Source organism: Novosphingobium sp. (assembly GCF_036820275.1).
GTDB lineage: Bacteria > Pseudomonadota > Alphaproteobacteria > Sphingomonadales > Sphingomonadaceae > Novosphingobium.
On the sequence record NZ_DAISLT010000022.1, the window covers coordinates 44,961 to 61,941 of the forward strand.

The 16,981-nt window shown below is 66.1% G+C and carries 12 protein-coding genes; 7 read left to right on the forward strand and 5 right to left on the reverse strand.

Going from position 1 to position 16,981, the window contains the following annotated elements; genetic code table 11:
* Positions 1-106 precede the first annotated feature (106 nt).
* Entirely contained in the window at positions 107-3,028 is a 2,922-nt protein-coding gene (locus V7066_RS17090) for a TonB-dependent receptor (protein WP_334184188.1), read from the forward strand.
* Between the two features lie 85 nt (positions 3,029-3,113).
* Positions 3,114-4,334, forward strand: a complete 1,221-nt coding sequence (locus tag V7066_RS17095; protein ID WP_334184189.1) for an SGNH/GDSL hydrolase family protein — start codon at positions 3,114-3,116, stop codon at positions 4,332-4,334.
* Here V7066_RS17095 and V7066_RS17100 read toward each other — a convergent pair.
* Positions 4,331-5,203 (reverse strand): polysaccharide deacetylase family protein, encoded by an 873-nt coding sequence (locus V7066_RS17100; RefSeq protein ID WP_334184190.1) that lies wholly within the window; start codon positions 5,201-5,203, stop codon positions 4,331-4,333. The genes V7066_RS17095 and V7066_RS17100 overlap by 4 nt on opposite strands.
* 228 nt (positions 5,204-5,431) lie before the next feature.
* Positions 5,432-6,493 (reverse strand): glycoside hydrolase family 43 protein, encoded by a 1,062-nt coding sequence (locus V7066_RS17105; protein ID WP_442947341.1) that lies wholly within the window; start codon positions 6,491-6,493, stop codon positions 5,432-5,434.
* A gap of 235 nt (positions 6,494-6,728) precedes the next feature.
* Between V7066_RS17105 and V7066_RS17110 the strand changes: the two genes are divergently transcribed.
* Positions 6,729-6,938 (forward strand): hypothetical protein, encoded by a 210-nt coding sequence (locus V7066_RS17110; protein WP_086492567.1) that lies wholly within the window; start codon positions 6,729-6,731, stop codon positions 6,936-6,938.
* 99 nt (positions 6,939-7,037) lie between these two features.
* Here the strand turns inward: V7066_RS17110 and V7066_RS17115 are convergent, their stop codons facing one another.
* Positions 7,038-7,220 (reverse strand): YbdD/YjiX family protein, encoded by a 183-nt coding sequence (locus tag V7066_RS17115; RefSeq protein WP_334184191.1) that lies wholly within the window; start codon positions 7,218-7,220, stop codon positions 7,038-7,040.
* Positions 7,217-9,262, reverse strand: a complete 2,046-nt coding sequence (locus tag V7066_RS17120) for a carbon starvation CstA family protein (RefSeq protein ID WP_334184192.1) — start codon at positions 9,260-9,262, stop codon at positions 7,217-7,219. The genes V7066_RS17115 and V7066_RS17120 overlap by 4 nt, the downstream gene beginning before the upstream one ends.
* Before the next feature lie 251 nt (positions 9,263-9,513).
* Here V7066_RS17120 and V7066_RS17125 point away from each other — a divergent pair, with 251 nt between their 5' ends.
* From V7066_RS17125 to V7066_RS17135, 3 genes are all read left to right on the forward strand, one after another.
* Positions 9,514-10,890, forward strand: coding sequence for an ATP-grasp domain-containing protein (locus V7066_RS17125; RefSeq protein ID WP_334184193.1), 1,377 nt, complete (start codon positions 9,514-9,516; stop codon positions 10,888-10,890).
* Positions 10,887-11,675 carry a sulfite exporter TauE/SafE family protein gene (locus tag V7066_RS17130; RefSeq protein WP_334184194.1) on the forward strand — a complete coding sequence of 263 codons (789 nt, stop codon included), beginning with the start codon at positions 10,887-10,889 and terminating at the stop codon, positions 11,673-11,675. The genes V7066_RS17125 and V7066_RS17130 overlap by 4 nt, the downstream gene beginning before the upstream one ends.
* Positions 11,676-11,940: 265 nt before the next feature.
* Positions 11,941-12,627 carry a CDP-alcohol phosphatidyltransferase family protein gene (locus V7066_RS17135; protein WP_334184195.1) on the forward strand — a complete coding sequence of 229 codons (687 nt, stop codon included), beginning with the start codon at positions 11,941-11,943 and terminating at the stop codon, positions 12,625-12,627.
* Positions 12,628-12,709: 82 nt separating this feature from the next.
* On the opposite strand, the gene V7066_RS17140 is transcribed toward V7066_RS17135, so the two are convergent.
* Positions 12,710-13,219 (reverse strand): winged helix DNA-binding protein, encoded by a 510-nt coding sequence (locus V7066_RS17140; protein WP_334184196.1) that lies wholly within the window; start codon positions 13,217-13,219, stop codon positions 12,710-12,712.
* A 135-nt stretch (positions 13,220-13,354) separates the two neighbouring features.
* On the opposite strand from V7066_RS17140, the gene V7066_RS17145 reads away from it, so the two are divergent.
* On the forward strand, positions 13,355-16,975 hold the full coding sequence (locus V7066_RS17145) for a hydantoinase B/oxoprolinase family protein (RefSeq protein ID WP_334184197.1): 3,621 nt from the start codon (positions 13,355-13,357) through the stop codon (positions 16,973-16,975).
* The last annotated feature ends 6 nt before the right edge of the window (positions 16,976-16,981 follow it).

Below are 16,981 nucleotides of genomic sequence, written 5' to 3' on the forward strand. Positions count from 1 at the left end.
CCGCTGCACCGGGCATATGTAGATAACAATGATAGCGCTACCAGCAGTGGCGCAAGCCGCGATCCGCCATGAGGCGGACGCACCGTTACATGGGAGGGGATATCCAATGCGATCCAACCTGATTTCCGTTCGTGCCGTTCTCCTGAGTGCCGCTGCGCTCCAGGGCTTCGTCGTTCCCGCTGCCTACGCGCAGGATGCCGAGCCTGCTGCCACCACCGATGCAGCAGCGCCCGCGCCGCAGGACGAGCCGACGAGCGAGGACATCATCGTCACCGGCATCCGCGCCTCGCTGGCCAGCGCCACCAACGCCAAGCGTGAAGCCGTGACTTTCGGCGACTCCATCTTCGCCGAGGATATCGGCAAGCTGCCCGCCACCAACCTTGCTGAAACCCTGAACCGCATGCCCGGCGTGCGCCTCAACCGCGATATCAACGGTGAAGGCACCCAGGTTGCCATCCGCGGCCTCGGCCCCAGCTTCACCCGCGTGCTGCTGAACGGCTCGCAGCTTCAGGTGGCTTCGGACGGCGGCACCAACGGCGGCAGCGCCAACCGCGAAGTCGATCTCGACTTCTTCCCCTCGGAACTCTTCACCCGGCTCGACCTTGCCAAGAGCCCGACGCCCTCGACCCTCGAAGGCGGCATCGCCGGCACGGTCAATCTGCGTAACGCGCGTCCCTTCGACAAGGAAGGCACGCATATCACTGCCGTGGCGCAGGGTCAGTACACCGACAGCAACGGCAAAGTCAGCCCGCGCGGCGCGCTGGTCGCCAGCCACACGACCGATACTTTCGGCATCCTCGTCGGCGTGGCCGGCGTGAAGACCAAGACCCGTGTCGACGGCTTCGAGACCGTGGGCTGGGGCGACGGCAACCTGTCGTGCGGCACCGGCTGCACCGATCCGGGCAACAACAACTGGAACTGGGCCTCGGTGGTTCCCGCCAATGCCGGTCACGGCCTCGTTGCCGGTCAGCCGGTCGACGTCGTCGCCACTTCGGGCCTGACCCGCAGCCAGCTCAGCACCGCGCTGCTGCCGCGCCTCGGCCGCAACAGCCTGACCAGCGGCGACCGCTCGCGCATCTCGGCGCTGGCCTCGCTCGAATGGCGCCCCAGCGACGAGCTGCACTTCGCGCTCGACGGCATCTGGGCCAAGTCCAAGCGTGACTACAACAAGGTCAACATGAACTGGCAGGTCCGCAACTCGGGCCCCGGCACCGGCGCGCAGGCGACCGGCGGCATGGTCCCGATCGACCTCACCGTCGATGACAATGGCGTCGTCACCAGCGGTACTTTCGCGAACTCTTCGTTCTTCCTCGAAGCCAGCCAGTTCAAGCAGACCACCAAGTTCTGGAACATCAACCCGAGCGTGACCTGGCAGCCCTCCGATACCGTGAAGGTGGAGGCGAGCGCCAACTGGTCGAAGAGCAAGTTCTTCCGCGAACAGCCGACTTTCGCGTTCCAGACCGCACCGAACTCGGGCGTGGATGTCTATTACGACAACACAGGTGCCGCGAACCGGCCGCTCATCACCACGAACGTCGATCTCAACGATCCGAACCTCGGCTGGCAGTGGTATCGCCAGAACATCCAGCTCGTGCGTCGCAGCACCGAGACCAAAGGCGCTCACCTCGATACCACGATCGGTGACGATCAGTTCAGCATCAAGGTCGGCGGCGCCTACGATCGCGCCCAGCGTTCGATCCGCGCCTATGACAATTCCATCGCCTACCAGCAGTCGGTCTGCGGCACCGGCTGCACCGGCGCCACCGGCTCGGTTCCGACCACCGCGATCGCGCAGTACCTGAAGCAGTTCCCGGTCAGCAACTTCGGCCATCTCGCCAGCGGCAGCGTCGGCTACAACGCCTTCGTGGTGCCGGACTTCGACGCGCTGAAGGCCGCCACCAACTATGCCAGCTACCGTGACAGCGCTCCGGAAGCACGCGGTGCGGTGACCGGCGGCGCGACCGGCGACATGGACGAGACGGTCTGGGGCGCCTACTTCGAACTGAACGGCGTCACCCAGCTGTTCGGCCGCGACCTGCACGTGAATGCGGGCATGCGCTATGCCCACACCCGTCAGGTCGTCGTCGGCCCGAGCCAGGTCGGCACCACGATCGTCGACATCACCGCGAAGTCGAATTACGACAACTTCCTGCCCTCGATCAACCTGACCTACGACCTTCTGGACAACGTCAAGCTGCGCGCTTCGGCATCGCGGACCATGACCCGTCCGGACGCAGGCCAGATCCTGCCGGGCATCACCTTCTCCGACCCCTCGGCGCTGGTGGCGACCGCGGGTAACCCGGACCTGACGCCTTACACCTCGGACAACTACGATATCGGCGGCGAAATCTACACCGGCGGCATCGGTTATGTCGGTCTCTCGGCTTTCGTGAAGAACATCCAAGGCTTCACCGAAACGCAGGTGACCAGCGCCAGCTTCGGTTCGCTGAACATTCCGTTCGACAGCCTGCTCTCGACCCAGCAGGATGCCCTGCGCAACCGCGCTGCGGCTTCCGGCGTCGCGATCAGCGACCTGCCGATCACGGTGAACCGCCCGGTCAACCTGTCCGACCTCAGGATCAAGGGCATCGAGGCGACCTGGGTTCAGCCGCTCGACTTCCTCGTCAAGGGCCTCGGCTTCTCGGCCAACGGCACTTATCTTGACCAGTCGTCGTCCTCGGGCCTCGTCGCCACCGGCGTCTCGAAGTATTCGTACAACCTTCAGGGCTTCTACGAGAACCACGGTCTGTCGGTCAGCCTGAACTACGTCTGGAACGACAAGTCGATTGCGGTGAACGGTCCGCAGAACAACATCCCGGGCGCGGCGCTGCGCTCCGATGCCCGCGGCCAGCTCGACCTTTCGGCCGGTTACCAGCTGCCGTTCCTCGACAATGGCGTGCGTCTGACGCTCGACGTGCTGAACATCACCAACGAGCCGCTTCGTACCACGTTCGAATATTCGAACGCAGCCTATTCGGTCTACTATCCGGGCCGTCAGGTCCTGGTCGGCCTGCGCGCCAACTTCTGATTGTTCTTGCAGGGAACTCCTCCTCCCTGAAAACTGCGAGCCGGCGATCCATGATCGCCGGCTCATTTCTTTTGAGGGTCATGCGATGCCGCCGAAATTTCGTCCTCTCGTCCTCACTGCCGCGCTTCTGGCGAGCGGCTTGGCCGTGCCTGCCTGGGCCGCCGCCTGCCCCTGGGTTGCGGCTTGGGGTTCTTCGCAAATGGAGCCGGGCGCCGATAATGCGCTGCCTGCGGAGGCCTTGCGCGACGTGACCCTGCGGCAGATCGTGCGCCCCTCGATCGGGGGCAGCGGGCTGCGGGTGCGCTTTTCCAACGCTTTCGGTGACACCCCGCTGGTGATCGAGGCGGCCACGCTGGCGCGCGCGGTGCAGGCCGACAAGGCTGCCGTGGATGCCGCGTCGATCACGCGCCTGCGCTTTTCCGGCAAGGCGCGCGCGGTGATTCCGCCCGGCGCGGACTGGCTCTCCGATCCGGTCGACCTGCCGGTCAAGGCTTTCGAGGATCTTGCCGTCTCGATCCATCTCGAGGCCGTGCCTCAGCGGCAGACCTCGCACCCCGGCTCGCGCGCGACCTCCTACTGGCTTTCAGGCGATCACGTCGCGGAGGCGGAGTTGCCTTCGGCTAGCACCATCGACCACTGGTACATGCTCTCCGGCATAGAGGCGCGGGCCTGCGGCGGCGGGGCCGTTGTGGCCTTGGGCGATTCCATTACCGACGGACGCGGCACGACCACCAACGGTAACGATCGCTGGACCGACGTTCTCGCCCGTCGCCTTGGCGGAAAGCGCGCGGTCATCAACCAGGGCATCGGTGGCAACCGCGTGCTGCTCGACGGTCTCGGACCCAATGCCATGGCCCGGCTCGACCGTGACGTGCTGGCGCTGCCCGGCGTCACCCACCTGATCCTGCTCGAAGGCATCAACGACCTTGGCAACCTGACACGCCTCAAGCCTGTAAGCGCGCAGGAACATGCCGCCATGGTAGAGCAGATCACCGGTGCCTATGCCCAGATCGTTACCCGCGCCCGCGCCCACGGGATCAAAGTCTACGGCGCGACGATCCTGCCCGACATGGGCACCGAGTATTACCACCCCGACGCGGCCAACGAGGCAGACCGCCAGGCCGTCAACGCCTGGATACGCACGCCCGGAAACTTCGACGGCGTGATCGATTTCGACAAGGTGATGCGCGACCCCGCGCGTCCGGATCGGCTGAACCCGGCCTACGACGTGGGCGATGCGCTGCATCCCAATCCGGCCGGATACAAGGCCATGGGCGAGGCGATACCGCTGGAACTGCTGCGTTAAGTTGCCGGACAGACTTCGTCGCCCGGCCGCGAAAGCGGGGCGGTCCGCAGCAGTGCGGGCGAGGGGCCGGGTTGGGTTGGATCGGTCGCCGCGTAGAACTTGTCCCGCTGCGCCTGCTCCAGCGGGATGAAGCGGAAGCCCATCTCGCGATAGAGAGCCAGCAGACGCGGCAACATGCGCGCGTCGAATGCGCCGACGTGGAGCAGCAGCACATAAGGCACGTCGCGGCCGTAGCGCGCATGGGACGCGCCGCGCGCCGCTTCCGCGTCGGCTTGCGCGGCTTCGAGATAGCGCGTTTCGAGATCGGCGATGGCGCCCCCATTCCCTTGCGCAGCGCAGCGGGCATAGGGCGCGTTCCAGGCCCAGTCATCGAAGGACAGGCTGACCCCGGCGATCCGATAACGCCGCTCGGCCAGGGCCTTTCGCACGGCGTCGCGGACGGCCGGATCCTTGCCCTCGGCGAGGAAGGGATAGCGCAGCAGCCGCTTCATTCCGTAGGATGCGAGGGCCGTCTGGTTGCGGTCCACCTCCGCGATGAACTGCGCCGCGCCTACTTTGTCGAGATTGAGGTGGTTGTAGCCGTGATTGCCCAAGGGAAGCCCGGCTGCGCGCCAGTGGGAAAGCACGGTGTCGGGTTCATCCGGTTGGCCCTTGCCCGCGTTGGCGAAACCGAAAGCAGGCGCATGGGCCTGCTTGAGCGCGGCCACTATCGCGTCGACGACCGTGACCGGCGTCTCGCCCGCGGGGTAGGGCGTGTGCGAGGGCAGGTCGTCGAACGTCAGCGCAATCTGCGGGGCGGGCGCCGCGAAGACGGGGAGGGGAAGAAGGGCGAGCGTGGCGGCCAACAGGCACGGGGGCTTTGTGATCATTGCTCTCGCTGCCACTTTTCGTACCCTTTCACGGCGAACCTCTCATGTCGTCATTGCGAGCATAGCGAAGCAATCCAGAGTCGGTCTTAAGCTGCCCTGGATTGCTTCGCTATGCTCGCAATGACGAAAGGTGTTTGAGGCAAGTGATTGTAGGGAGAGGATAACTCGCTCCAACGACATCACGCCGGGACAGCGAACGGGTCATCCGTCCGCTATCCCGGCTTTGCCTCAATGCACGAAGGGATCGATCGTCTTGATCGTACCGTCTTCGTTGTAGTGCAGCTCGGTGACCTTCACATTGCGCAGGCGGGTCTGGCCGGAGAGCTGGCTATCGGCGTAGAACAGCCACCACTTGCCGTCCTTCTCGACGATCGAGTGGTGCGAGGTCCAGCCTTCGACCGGGTTCAGGATGCGGCCCTTGTACGTGAAGGGGCCATAGGGCGAATCGCCGATGCCGTAGGCGATGTAGTGCGTATCGCCGGTCGAGTAGCTGAAGTAGTACTTGCCCTTGTACTTGTGCATCCAGGAGGCTTCGAAGAAGCGGCGGTCGTGATCGCCGCCGAGCAGGAGCTTGCCCTTCTCGTCCACGATCTTCACTTCGCGCGGGGCCTCGGCGAATTCCAGCATGTCGCCGCTCATGCGCGCCACGCGCGGGAGCAGGGCGGGCTTGTCGTCGGCCTGGAGGTCGGTCTTCGAGCCGTTCGGGTCGTACTTGCCGTTCACGTTGCGCTGGAGCTGGCCGCCCCAGATGCCGCCGAAGTACATGTAGCTCTGGCCGTCGTCGTCGGTGAAGACGGCCGGGTCCATCGAGTAGCTGCCCTTGATCGGCTGGGGCTGCGCCTTGAACGGTCCCATCGGGTCCTTCGAGGTGGCCACGCCGATGCGGAAGGCGCCCTGCTTGTCCTTGGCCGGGAAGTAGAGGAAGTAGGTGCCGTTCTTGAAGGCGGCATCGGGCGCCCACATCTGCTTCGAGGCCCAGGGCACCTGCTTCACGTCCAGCGCGACGGGACCGACGGTGACCTTGCCGCCAACATTGTCCATCGACAGGACATGGTAGTCGCGCATCTCGAAGTGGCTGCCTAGGTCGTCCTCGGGCGTCGGGCCGTCGATGTCGTGGCTGGGATAGATGTAGAACTTGCCGTTCCACACGTGGGCCGAGGGGTCGGCGGTGTAGATCTCGCTGACGAGGGGCTGCGAAAGGTACTTCTTGCCGGAAGCGGCGCCGGTTTCGGTCGCGTCTGCCGAAGCGGTGGCTTCGGGCGCCCCGCCGGTTCCGTTACAGGCCGCCATCAGGCCGCAGAAAGCGGTTGCCGCAAGGGCTGCGTAAATTCGCCTCGACACATCAATCTCCCGGTCGGTTTAACCTTCTGGATTGAAAGATAGCGCTAACATGATGGCGGGGCAACCGGGAAAGCGGATCACCCATTGCCGGCATGGTGAGTTTACCTGAGCGAAACTCCAGCTATCGTAATTGCCATTGCCGGGAACGCGCCAAGCTGGCACGGGCAGGGCGAGGGCAATGAACATGACTATCCTGCAAGACATCGAAAAACTCGTCGCCCGGCTCGCGCCGGAGCCGGTCTGTGACGACTGCATCACGCAAAGGCTGGGACTTAGCGTGCTTCATCATGCGGATGTCCAGACCCGCGAGCTGGTGGGAACCAACGGCTTCGTGCGCAGCAAGGACGAGTGCAGCCTCTGCGGCGAGACCAAGCTGGTGATTCGCAGGCACTGAGCCACAGGCCTTCGGTTTCCGGCAGCCGCAACCTCGTCATCCCAGCGAAAGCTGGGACCGCTGTCGGTTTTTACGCCCAGCCGGGTTGCCCGCTAGCGGTCAGCAGCATCGCCCGCCGTTCTTGCCGCCATACCGCGCCTCCTGACGGTCCCGGAAGAACGCCTTGCGATCCATGACCGGACGCTCGGGATGGTGCGCGGTCATGTGCCGGACATAGTCGTCGTAGTCCGGCACCCCGACCATCAGCCGCGCCATGCGGCGCAAGGTTCCGATCACGCTCATGCCGCCACCGGATGCGCCGGGATCTCGTTCACCGTCGGCACGGTGCTGCGGCGCGAGGCCATGCAGGTGCGCCAGGTGAAGACCATCAACGAGAGCACGACCGCCAGGAACACGGCAACCAGCGCGGCATCGACCCGGTCGTTGAAGACGATCCGTTCCATCTGCTCCAGCGACTTGGCGGGTGCCAGGACCTCTCCCCGTTGCAGCGCGGCGGAAAACTTTGCGCCATGGGCCAGGAAACCGACGGCGGGATCAGCGGAGAACAGCTTCAGCCAGCCCGCCGAAAGCGTACAGACCAGGAGCCAGGCGGTCGGCAGCAGCGTGACCCAGGCATAGCGGTCGCGTTTCATGCGGAACAGCACGGCCGTCGCCAGCATCAGCGCGATGGCGGCGAGCATCTGGTTCGAAATGCCGAACACCGGCCAGAGCGTGTTCACCCCGCCGAGCGGATCGGTCACGCCCTGGTTCAGGAAGAAGCCCCAGGCCGCGACGCAAAGTGCCGTCGCGACGAGGCCGGGAATCTGGCTCCTGCTTTCGCTCAAGCGGGGCACGGCCAGCGCCATCAGGTCCTGCAACATGAAGCGCCCGGCGCGGGTGCCCGCATCGACGGCGGTGAGGATGAACAGCGCCTCGAACAGGATCGCGAAGTGATACCAGAACGCCTTCATCGCCGGTCCGCCGACGACATGGGAGAAGATTTCCGCCATGGCCACGGCCAGCGTCGGGGCGCCGCCCGCGCGGGAGATGATGGTGTGCTCGCCGACGTCCCGCGCGGTCTGGGCGATGGTTTCGGGGGAGATCGCGAAGCCCATGGCGGTCACCGCATGGGCGGCGCTGGAGGCGTCGGTGCCGATCAGGGCGGCGGGGCTGTTCATGGTGAAGTAGATGCCGGGATCGAGGATCGAGGCTCCGACCAGTGCCATGATCGCCACGAAGGCCTCCATCAGCATGGCGCCGTAGCCGATCAGCGGGGCGTCGGTCTCGCTCGCGATCAGCTTGGGCGTGGTGCCGCTGGCGATCAGGGCGTGGAAGCCGGACACCGCGCCGCAGGCGATGGTGATGAACAGGAAGGGGAACAGACCGCCCGAAAAGACCGGGCCGCCGCCGCTCGCAAAGGCGGTGAGGGCAGGCATTCTCAGCGGCGGGGCCATGATGACGATGCCGATGGCGAGCGCGGCGATGGCGCCGATCTTGAGAAACGTCGAAAGATAGTCACGCGGGGCCAGCAGCAACCAGACCGGCAGGACCGAGGCGACCGCGCCGTAGCCGATCAGGATCCAGCAGAGCTGTACCGGCGTGAACGTGAACAGCGGCCCCCAGATAGGCGACTGCGCCACTGCCTGCCCATAGACGATGGCCGCGAGCAGGCCGACGAGGCCGAGCACGGAGACTTCGCCGATCCGTCCCGGCCTGATCCAGCGGGTATAGGCGCCCATGACCATGGCCAGCGGCACCGTGGCCGCCACGGTGAACATGCCCCAGGGGCTTTCCGCCAGCGCCTTCACGACGATCAGCGCCAGCACCGCGAGGATGATGACCATGATCATGAAGGCGCCGAACAGGGCTATTGTCCCGGCCACCTGGCCCATTTCCATGCGGATCAGCTCGCCCAGCGAGCGGCCGTCACGCCGCATCGAGATGAACAGCACCATGAAGTCCTGCACCGCTCCCGCGAGCACCACGCCCCCGATGATCCAGAGCGTGCCCGGCAGGTAGCCCATCTGCGCAGCGAGCACCGGCCCGACCAATGGCCCGGCACCCGCGATGGCCGCGAAGTGGTGGCCGAACAGCACGGTGCGGTCGGTCGCCACGTAGTCCAGCCCGTCGGCGCGCCGGATTGCCGGGGTGGGCCGCGCCGGGTCCAGCTTCATGACGTGGCGGGCGATGAACAGCGCGTAATACCGATAGGCGACGAGGAAGCAGCACACCGCTGCCACCACGATCCACAGCGCGTTCACGGTCTCTCCGCGCGAAACCGCGACGACGCCGAGCGAGACGGCGCCGACAAGGCCGGTGAGAAGCCATGGCAGGTGGCGGATCATCTTTCTCTCCTTTGCGCGCCGTACTCGCGCGCCGCTTGTCCGTGCATAAAGCCTTGGACGGGCGAGGGAACCGGGAATCGCAGCAATGTGTGACAGCGGGGCAAAGATCGTTGGCGGAAGGTCCGGCGCGTGGCACCGACGCGCTCCTCATGCGTTCAGGTGCTTAATGTGCTTTGTTTTTAATAGATTGACATGCTGTGCCAGACGCGGCGGAATAGTCCGCTGCTGCCTATCCTGGGGGACCTGAAGCCTTGCGTGGCTGGATTCTGTTTCATCGCGACCTCGATCCCGCGAACTCCGAAGTGCCCGAAGTGCTCCGCTTCCAGGAGGCGGCCAGCGCCATGGGCATCGAACTGTCGGTGCTCCATCCCCACAAGTTCGACCTCGTGGTCGGGGCGGAGGAGGGCTGGAGCACGACCTATCAGGGCCGTCTGGTGGAGCGCCCCGACTTCGTGATCTGCCGCACCGGCGCGGAAACGGACTATTTCACCCTCGCCCTGCTGCGCCATCTGGAGCGAAGGGGCGTGCGGCTGGTCAATGGACCGGCGACGATCGAACAGGTGGCCGACAAGCTCCATACGCTACAGACGCTCAACCGCGCGGGCTTGCCGATTCCGCGCACGATCCTGGGGACGTTCCCCATCGACGTCGATCTCGTGGAGCGGGAACTCGGCTTCCCGGTCATCGTCAAGACGCTCAAGGGCACGCGCGGCGCCGGTGTGCTCAAGTGCGAGGATCGCAATCAGTTCGAGGATCTCGCGGGCCTGCTCGAAAGCGCCGATGCCCAGGCCGATTTCATCCTCCAGCATTACGTGCGCGCCAGCCATGGCCGCGACGTGCGCGTGCTGGTGGTGGGCGGGCGCGTGATCGCGGCCATGGAGCGGCGCTCGCTGACCGGCGGGTTCAAGTCCAACGTCTCGCTTGGCGGCGTGGGCATTGCCTACAATCCGCCGCCGGAAATGGCGGAGCTGGCGGTGCAGGCCGCCGACGTGCTGGAACTCGACGTTACCGGCATCGACATTCTCTTCGACGAGGAAGGCTACCGCATCTGCGAGGCGAACTCGGCCCCGGGCTTCCAGGGGCTGGAGCGGGCGACCGGCTACGACGTACCCTCGGCCATTCTCGAATGGGTGATTTCGACCCAGGAAGAGGCCGCGCCGGTCGTCGCCCCGGCGGCGGAAAGCAATGCCTTGGCGGACCTCGCCTTCGGCGGGCGCGCGGGTCTGAGGGCGCTCAGCGACCGCAATCCCGACTATCGCCGCTTCGCCAGCGCAGTCGGCGTGCGCATGGTGGGTGCCGGTCTGAGTTGCCTCGCCCATGCCGGGCTTCCTCCGGCCCTGACCGATCGCAAGAGCCGGGTCGGCCGGGGTCTCAGGACCTTGTTCGACGGCCGGGTGAATGCCGACCTTTCGGCGCTCAACGATCAGGAACAGGAAAGGACGCTGATGATCGTGCTGGTCGCGGCGATCTGGGCGGCGGTATTGCCCTGGCTGGCGGGCGTGGGGGTGGTGCCGGGCGTAGTGCTTTCGATGATCGCGCTCTGTTTCCCGCTGGTGTTCATGACGACTGCCCCGGCGGGCCGGATCGGGCGTTCGGCTTCCTCGCTGCGCCGGAAGGTGGGCGGATGATCGACATGGCTGCCATTCCCTGGGCCGATCTCGCTCCCTTCATCCTCGCCGGATTCTTCGCGCAGCTGGTGGACGGCGGCCTCGGCATGGGCTTCGGGGTGCTTTCCAACTCGCTGCTGGTGCTGTTGGGCCTGCCGCCCGGCGCGGCCTCGGCGGTGACCCACCGGGTCGAGAGCTTCACCAGCGGCGCCTCGGGCATCGCTCATGCCTTGCAGCGCAATGTCGACTGGCCGCTGTTCGCGCGGCTGGTCATGCCCGGCATTGTCGGCGGCCTGCTGGGCGTCTGGGTGCTGACGAGCGTGAACATGGCGATCCTGCGCCCGGCGGTGCTGGTCTATCTCGCCGCTGTCGGGCTCTACCTGATCTGGCGGGGGCCGAGGCGGCCGCAGTCCTATCGTCGCATGAAGCTGGTCGGTCCGCTCGGACTGATCGCGGGTTTCCTCGATGCCTCGGGCGGGGGCTGGGGGCCGATGGTGACGGGCAACCTCATGGCACAGGGCATGACCCCGCGCATGGCGATCGGCACGGCCAATGCAGCCGAGTTCTTCGTGACGGTTACCGTGCTGACGGCCTTCATCGGACGGCTGGGCCTGCAATCCTTCACGATCGCCGCATCGGGCCTGTTGATCGGCGGCGTGTTTGCCGCGCCTTTCGGGGCCTTGCTGACGCGGCGGATATCGCCGCGCCGGTTGATGGAACTGACCGGGGCCATTCTCGTGGCGCTCAGTCTGGGCGGTCTGGTCTCGCTGATGTTCTCCCCGATCCCCCTGTTTTCGCGCCTCTAAATCGGTGAATTGACGGCCGCGCGGGCTGGCCGAAGGCGGCCAACTGGCCAATCGGCTCATCCTCGGCTATGGAGGCGCGATCACCGGCTGTAATTTGCGTGTCGGCGACTGAGAGACCAACGGGCTCCCGCACACAGGAGCCTTCGATGGAACTCTGTAAAATCCTTTCGATTCAAACCTCGCGGGCCTTGCTCGCGGGGCGTGGCTGGCCGTGGCCTGTCCTGATCGACACGCCTTTCAATGCCAGAAAATCCGGACGACCTGCATGAACGCCAAGACCACCGCCCAACCCGCTCCGCCCACCCGCATCCAGGAAAACCTGCTGGCCCGGCGCGAGCGACAGCTCCTGCAATGGCTCTGCGCCCGGATGCCGCGATGGGTGACGCCGGACCTGCTGACCGCCACCGGCCTCGTCGGTGCGTTCATGACGTTCGGCGGCTATGCGGCCAGCAACCTTTCCGCCGGGTGGCTCTGGCTGGCGATGGCCGGTTACGTGGTACAGTGGTTCGGCGATTCCATGGACGGCAGCCTTGCCCGCTTCCGCAAGATCGAGCGACCGTCCTACGGCTATTTCATCGATCACAGCTGCGACGGGCTGACGACCGCGCTGATCGTCTGGGGCATCGGCACCAGCCCTTACGTTACGATGGACGTGGCGATGGTGGCGCTGGTCGGCTACCTCCTGCTGTCGATCCATGCCTATCTCGCCGCCCGCGTGCTCGGCGAATTCAAGCTCTCCTACCTCCAGGCGGGACCGACCGAACTGCGCTTCATGCTGATCGGCCTTACCGCGATGATGATGGTGCTGGGCAGTGGACGCGGTCTGTTCGGCGTGGTTTCGGGCTTCGACCTGTTCGTCGGTACGGTTGGCGTGATCCTGATGGCGCTCTTCGTGATCCAGACACTGGTGACCGGCAAGCGCCTGAACGTGCTCGCGCACGAGAATCGCTGAGAATTTCCGGATTTTTGACCCAGAGAGATTAAGGCGGTGGGAGATTTGGGCGGGCGATCCGGAAAAACCGGACGCCCTGCGCTCATAGAGTGGCTGCGGCGCGGGCGGCCTGGTTGTAGTCTCCCGAGAGCATCCGCAGTTTTTCCGCCGTTTGCGAGAGCGTTTCCTCGCTGAGCGACGCCTTGACGTCGCCTACCAGCACTTTCTCGCGAATGGCGCGGTAGGCGTCGCAGAAGGCGATTCCGGCCTGTGTCACGGCGATGACCTTCTCCTTGCCGACCCGGCTTGTCTCCACCAGCCCGGCGTTCGACAGTTTGCGGACGGCGTAGTTGACCAGATGCGCATCCTCGACATGAAGCACCAGCATGAGGTCCATGAAGCGCTTGGGCCGGTCGCGATGGCGGACGGAGTGGAGCACCAGAACTTCCAGCGGACTGAGCTGCTGCCCGGCCGCGGCAGCGCAGCGCACGATCCATTTCTGATAGGCATTGGCGGCCAGGGTCAGGCTGAATTCCAGCTCCGACAGGGCAGGGGATGCACCGTCGGCAAGATGTGCGGAAGAGATGATCGGACCGGGTTCGTTGGCGCTCATGCGATCGTATGAAATCGAGGGTGAAGGCTTGTCAATGCCGCGGCTAAGGCGTGGGCGGGAGGAGACGTGCTCGCTTGACAGGACAGACGGAAAGCTATTCATTGACAATTTATCGGTAAATCGTCGGAGTGGGTGATGGCGTCGGGTTGGCAGTTCTGGATCGATCGTGGCGGCACTTTCACGGACATCGTCGGTCGCCGCCCGGACGGCACTTTCGTCTCGACGAAGCTGCTGAGCGAGAACCCCCAGCGCTATCGCGATGCCGCCACGGCCGGGATACGCAGCCTGCTCGGCCTCGAATTCGATGCGCCGCTGCCGGCGGGACTCGTGGCCGGGGTGAAGATGGGCACGACGGTCGCCACCAATGCCCTGCTCGAACGGCAGGGCGCGCCGCTGCTGCTGGTGGTGAACGAGGGTTTCGGCGACCTTCTGGAAATCGGCGACCAGAGCCGCCCCGATCTCTTCGCGCTCGATATCCGGCTGCCGCAGCAGCTCTACAGCGCGGTCGAGGAAGTCGGCGGGCGCTGCGATGTCGATGGCGATCCGATTTCCCGGCTCGATGAGGATACCGCCGCGCGGATGTTTGCGCGGCATCGCGGTGAAGGCATCACGGCCTGCGCCATCGCACTGGTGCACGGCTGGAAATACCCCGAGGTTGAACGGCGGCTGGCGGAACTGGCCCGGCAGGCGGGGTTCACACAAGTCTCCACCAGCCACGGCACCAGCGCCTTGCTCGGCCTGGTGCCGCGCGCCTCGACCACGGTGGTCGATGCCTATCTCTCGCCGGTGCTGAGCGACTACGTGGGCCGCGTCGTCGACCGGCTGGGCGATGTGCCGCTCTACTTCATGCAGTCGAGCGGCGGACTGACCGAACATGATACCTTCCAGGGCAAGGACGCGATCCTGTCCGGCCCGGCCGGAGGCGTCATCGGCGCGGCGCGGACGGCGCAGGCGGCGGGATTCGAGCGGATCATCGGCTTCGACATGGGCGGTACTTCCACCGATGTCGCGCTCTATGCGGGCGCGCTGGAGCGGGTGATCGACGCCGAGGTGGCGGGCGCAAAAGTGCGCGTGCCGATGATAGCGATCAACACGGTGGCCGCGGGCGGGGGCTCGATCCTGAATTTCGACGGCGCGCGCTACCGCGTCGGGCCGGACAGCGCGGGCGCCGATCCCGGTCCTGCGTGCTACCGCCGGGGCGGGCCGCTGACGGTGACCGATGCGAACGTCATGCTGGGGCGGATCGCGCCTGCGTTCTTCCCGGCGATCTTCGGACCGGAGGGGGACCTGCCGCTCGACCGGGATGTCGTCGCGCAGCGCTTTGCTGCGCTCGCACAGGAAGTGGAGGCGGCGACCGGACGTGCCACCGACCCGCGCGAGGTCGCCGAAAGCTTCGTGCGCGTGGCGGTTGCGGCGATGGCGCGAGCGATCAAGGAAGTCTCCACCGAGCGCGGCCACGATGCCGCCGATTTCACCTTGCAGTGCTTCGGCGGCGCAGGCGGACAGCATGCCTGCATGGTCGCGGCGGAACTGGGCATTTCCACGGTCTTCATCCATCCTTTCGCCGGGGTGCTTTCGGCCTATGGCATGGGCTTGGCCGATCGCAGCGAAGTGCGGCGGGTGGCGATCGAGCGTCCGCTCGATGCCGGAACGGTCAAGGCTCTGCGCGAGGATGCCGAGGCGATCGGGGCGGAACTGGCCGATACGATCGCGACGAGTGGCGAAAGCGCCTCGCTGCGTACCGAAGCTCGTGTGCACTTGCGCTATCAGGGCACTGACACCGGCATAGCAGTCGCGCTGGACCATGCCGAGGCGATGGCGGAGGCCTTCGACAAGGCCCATGTCGCGCGCTTCGGCTTCTCCACGCCCGGTCGCTCGCTGGTGGTCGACAGTATCGAGGTCGAGGCGATCCTGCCGGGCGAGACCGTTGCTATGCCCCGGCTGGCGCGGCGGCCCGAGGGCGAGCCGCTGCCGGTCCTCACCCGCATGGCGCTCTGGGCGGAAGGGGCGGAAACCGAGGCCGCCGTTCACGACCGCGCCGAGCTGCTGGCGGGGGACCGTGTGGTCGGCCCCGCGCTCGTCCGCGAGCCGCTGGCCACCACCGTTATCGAGCCGGGCTGGGTGGCGACGATGGACGACTGGGGCAATCTGGTCCTGCGACAGGAAGGCGCTTCGGCCGCGCTGAAGGGGCGCGACGGCGCAGTCGCCGACCCGATGATGCTCGAACTGTTCAACAACATGTTCATGGCCGTTGCCGAGCAGATGGGGGCGGTGCTGCGGCATACCTCCACCAGCGTCAATATCAAGGAACGCCTCGATTTCTCGTGCGCCCTGTTCGATGCGGACGGCAACCTGATCGCCAATGCGCCGCATGTGCCGGTTCACCTCGGCGCCATGGGCGAGAGCGTGCGCGCGGTGCTGGCGGCGCGGGGCGGCAGCCTCAAGCCCGGCGATATGGTCGCGCTCAACGATCCCTATCGCGGCGGCACCCACTTGCCCGATGTCACCGTGGTGGCCCCGGTCTTCGACGAAACGGGAGAACACATCCGCTTCTTCGTGGCCAATCGCGGCCATCATGCCGATATCGGCGGCATCGCGCCGGGGTCGACCCCCGCGGTCTCCACCAGCCTGGAGCAGGAGGGCGTCGTCATCGCCGATTTCCTGCTGCTCGAAGGTGGCACGTTCCGCGAGCAGGCCTTGCGCGATCTGCTTGCCGCGGCGCGCTATCCGGCGCGCAATCCCGACATGAACGTGGCCGATCTCAAGGCCCAGGTTGCGGCCAACGAGACCGGCATTCGCGAGATCATGGCCCTGCTGCGCCGCTACGGCTGGAGCACGGTTTCCACTTACGTCGGCCACATGATGGCCAATGCCGAGGAGAGCCTGCGCCGGGTGATCGATCGTATCGGCGACGGCGTCTTCGACTACCGCATGGACGACGGTGCGCGGCTGCGTGTCCAGGTGAGCGTTGACCGCGCGCGCCGCAGCGCGACGATCGACTTCACCGGCACCGACCCCCAGCGTCCGGGCAATTTCAACGCGCCTCCAGCGGTCACGCGCGCTTCGGTGCTCTATGCCTTCCGCTGCCTGGTCGATGCTGACCTGCCGCTCAACGAAGGGTGCCTGGTTCCGCTCGACATCGTCGTGCCGGAAGGGACGTTCCTTTCGCCTCGTCCCGGGGCGGCGGTGGTTGCGGGCAATACCGAGGTCAGCCAGGCCGTCTGCAATGCCCTGCTGGGCGCGCTCGGCGCCACGGCCAGCGCGCAGGCGACGATGAACAACTTCCTGTTCGGTAACGAGCGCGTCCAGTATTACGAGACGATCTGCGGCGGTGCCGGAGCCAGCGCGCGCGCGGACGGGGCCTCGGCGGTCCATACCCACATGACGAACACCCGCATCACCGATCCGGAAGTGCTGGAAATGCGCTATCCGGTGCGGCTCGAACGTTTCGCGATCCGCAAGGGATCGGGCGGCGAGGGGCGGCAGCGCGGCGGCGACGGCGTGGTGCGCCGGGTCATGGCGCTGGAACCGTTGACCGCGACCATCGTCTCGTCGCGGCGCAGCGAAGGGCCGTTCGGTCTCCAGGGCGGCGCACCGGGACAGGCAGGGCGGCAATGGGTCGAGCGTGCGGATGGATCGCGGATCGATCTGGGCGGCACGGCGGAAGTGCCGCTGGCCATCGGCGATGCCATCGTCATAGAAACGCCGGGTGGTGGCGGCTTCGGCACGCCTGCCGATGACGAAACCGCTGCCTGAAGCAAA

Bases quoted from the DNA above. Each gene is read 5' to 3' on its own strand.
- V7066_RS17090 (WP_334184188.1), top strand. From the start codon at position 107: ATGCGATCCAACCTGATTTCCGTTCGTGCCGTTCTCCTGAGTGCCGCT.
- V7066_RS17095 (WP_334184189.1), top strand. From the start codon at position 3,114: ATGCCGCCGAAATTTCGTCCTCTCGTCCTCACTGCCGCGCTTCTGGCG.
- V7066_RS17100 (WP_334184190.1), bottom strand. From the start codon at position 5,203: ATGATCACAAAGCCCCCGTGCCTGTTGGCCGCCACGCTCGCCCTTCTT.
- V7066_RS17105 (WP_442947341.1), bottom strand. From the start codon at position 6,493: ATGGCGGCCTGTAACGGAACCGGCGGGGCGCCCGAAGCCACCGCTTCG.
- V7066_RS17110 (WP_086492567.1), top strand. From the start codon at position 6,729: ATGACTATCCTGCAAGACATCGAAAAACTCGTCGCCCGGCTCGCGCCG.
- V7066_RS17115 (WP_334184191.1), bottom strand. From the start codon at position 7,220: ATGAGCGTGATCGGAACCTTGCGCCGCATGGCGCGGCTGATGGTCGGG.
- V7066_RS17120 (WP_334184192.1), bottom strand. From the start codon at position 9,262: ATGATCCGCCACCTGCCATGGCTTCTCACCGGCCTTGTCGGCGCCGTC.
- V7066_RS17130 (WP_334184194.1), top strand. From the start codon at position 10,887: ATGATCGACATGGCTGCCATTCCCTGGGCCGATCTCGCTCCCTTCATC.
- V7066_RS17135 (WP_334184195.1), top strand. From the start codon at position 11,941: ATGAACGCCAAGACCACCGCCCAACCCGCTCCGCCCACCCGCATCCAG.
- V7066_RS17140 (WP_334184196.1), bottom strand. From the start codon at position 13,219: ATGAGCGCCAACGAACCCGGTCCGATCATCTCTTCCGCACATCTTGCC.
- V7066_RS17145 (WP_334184197.1), top strand. From the start codon at position 13,355: ATGGCGTCGGGTTGGCAGTTCTGGATCGATCGTGGCGGCACTTTCACG.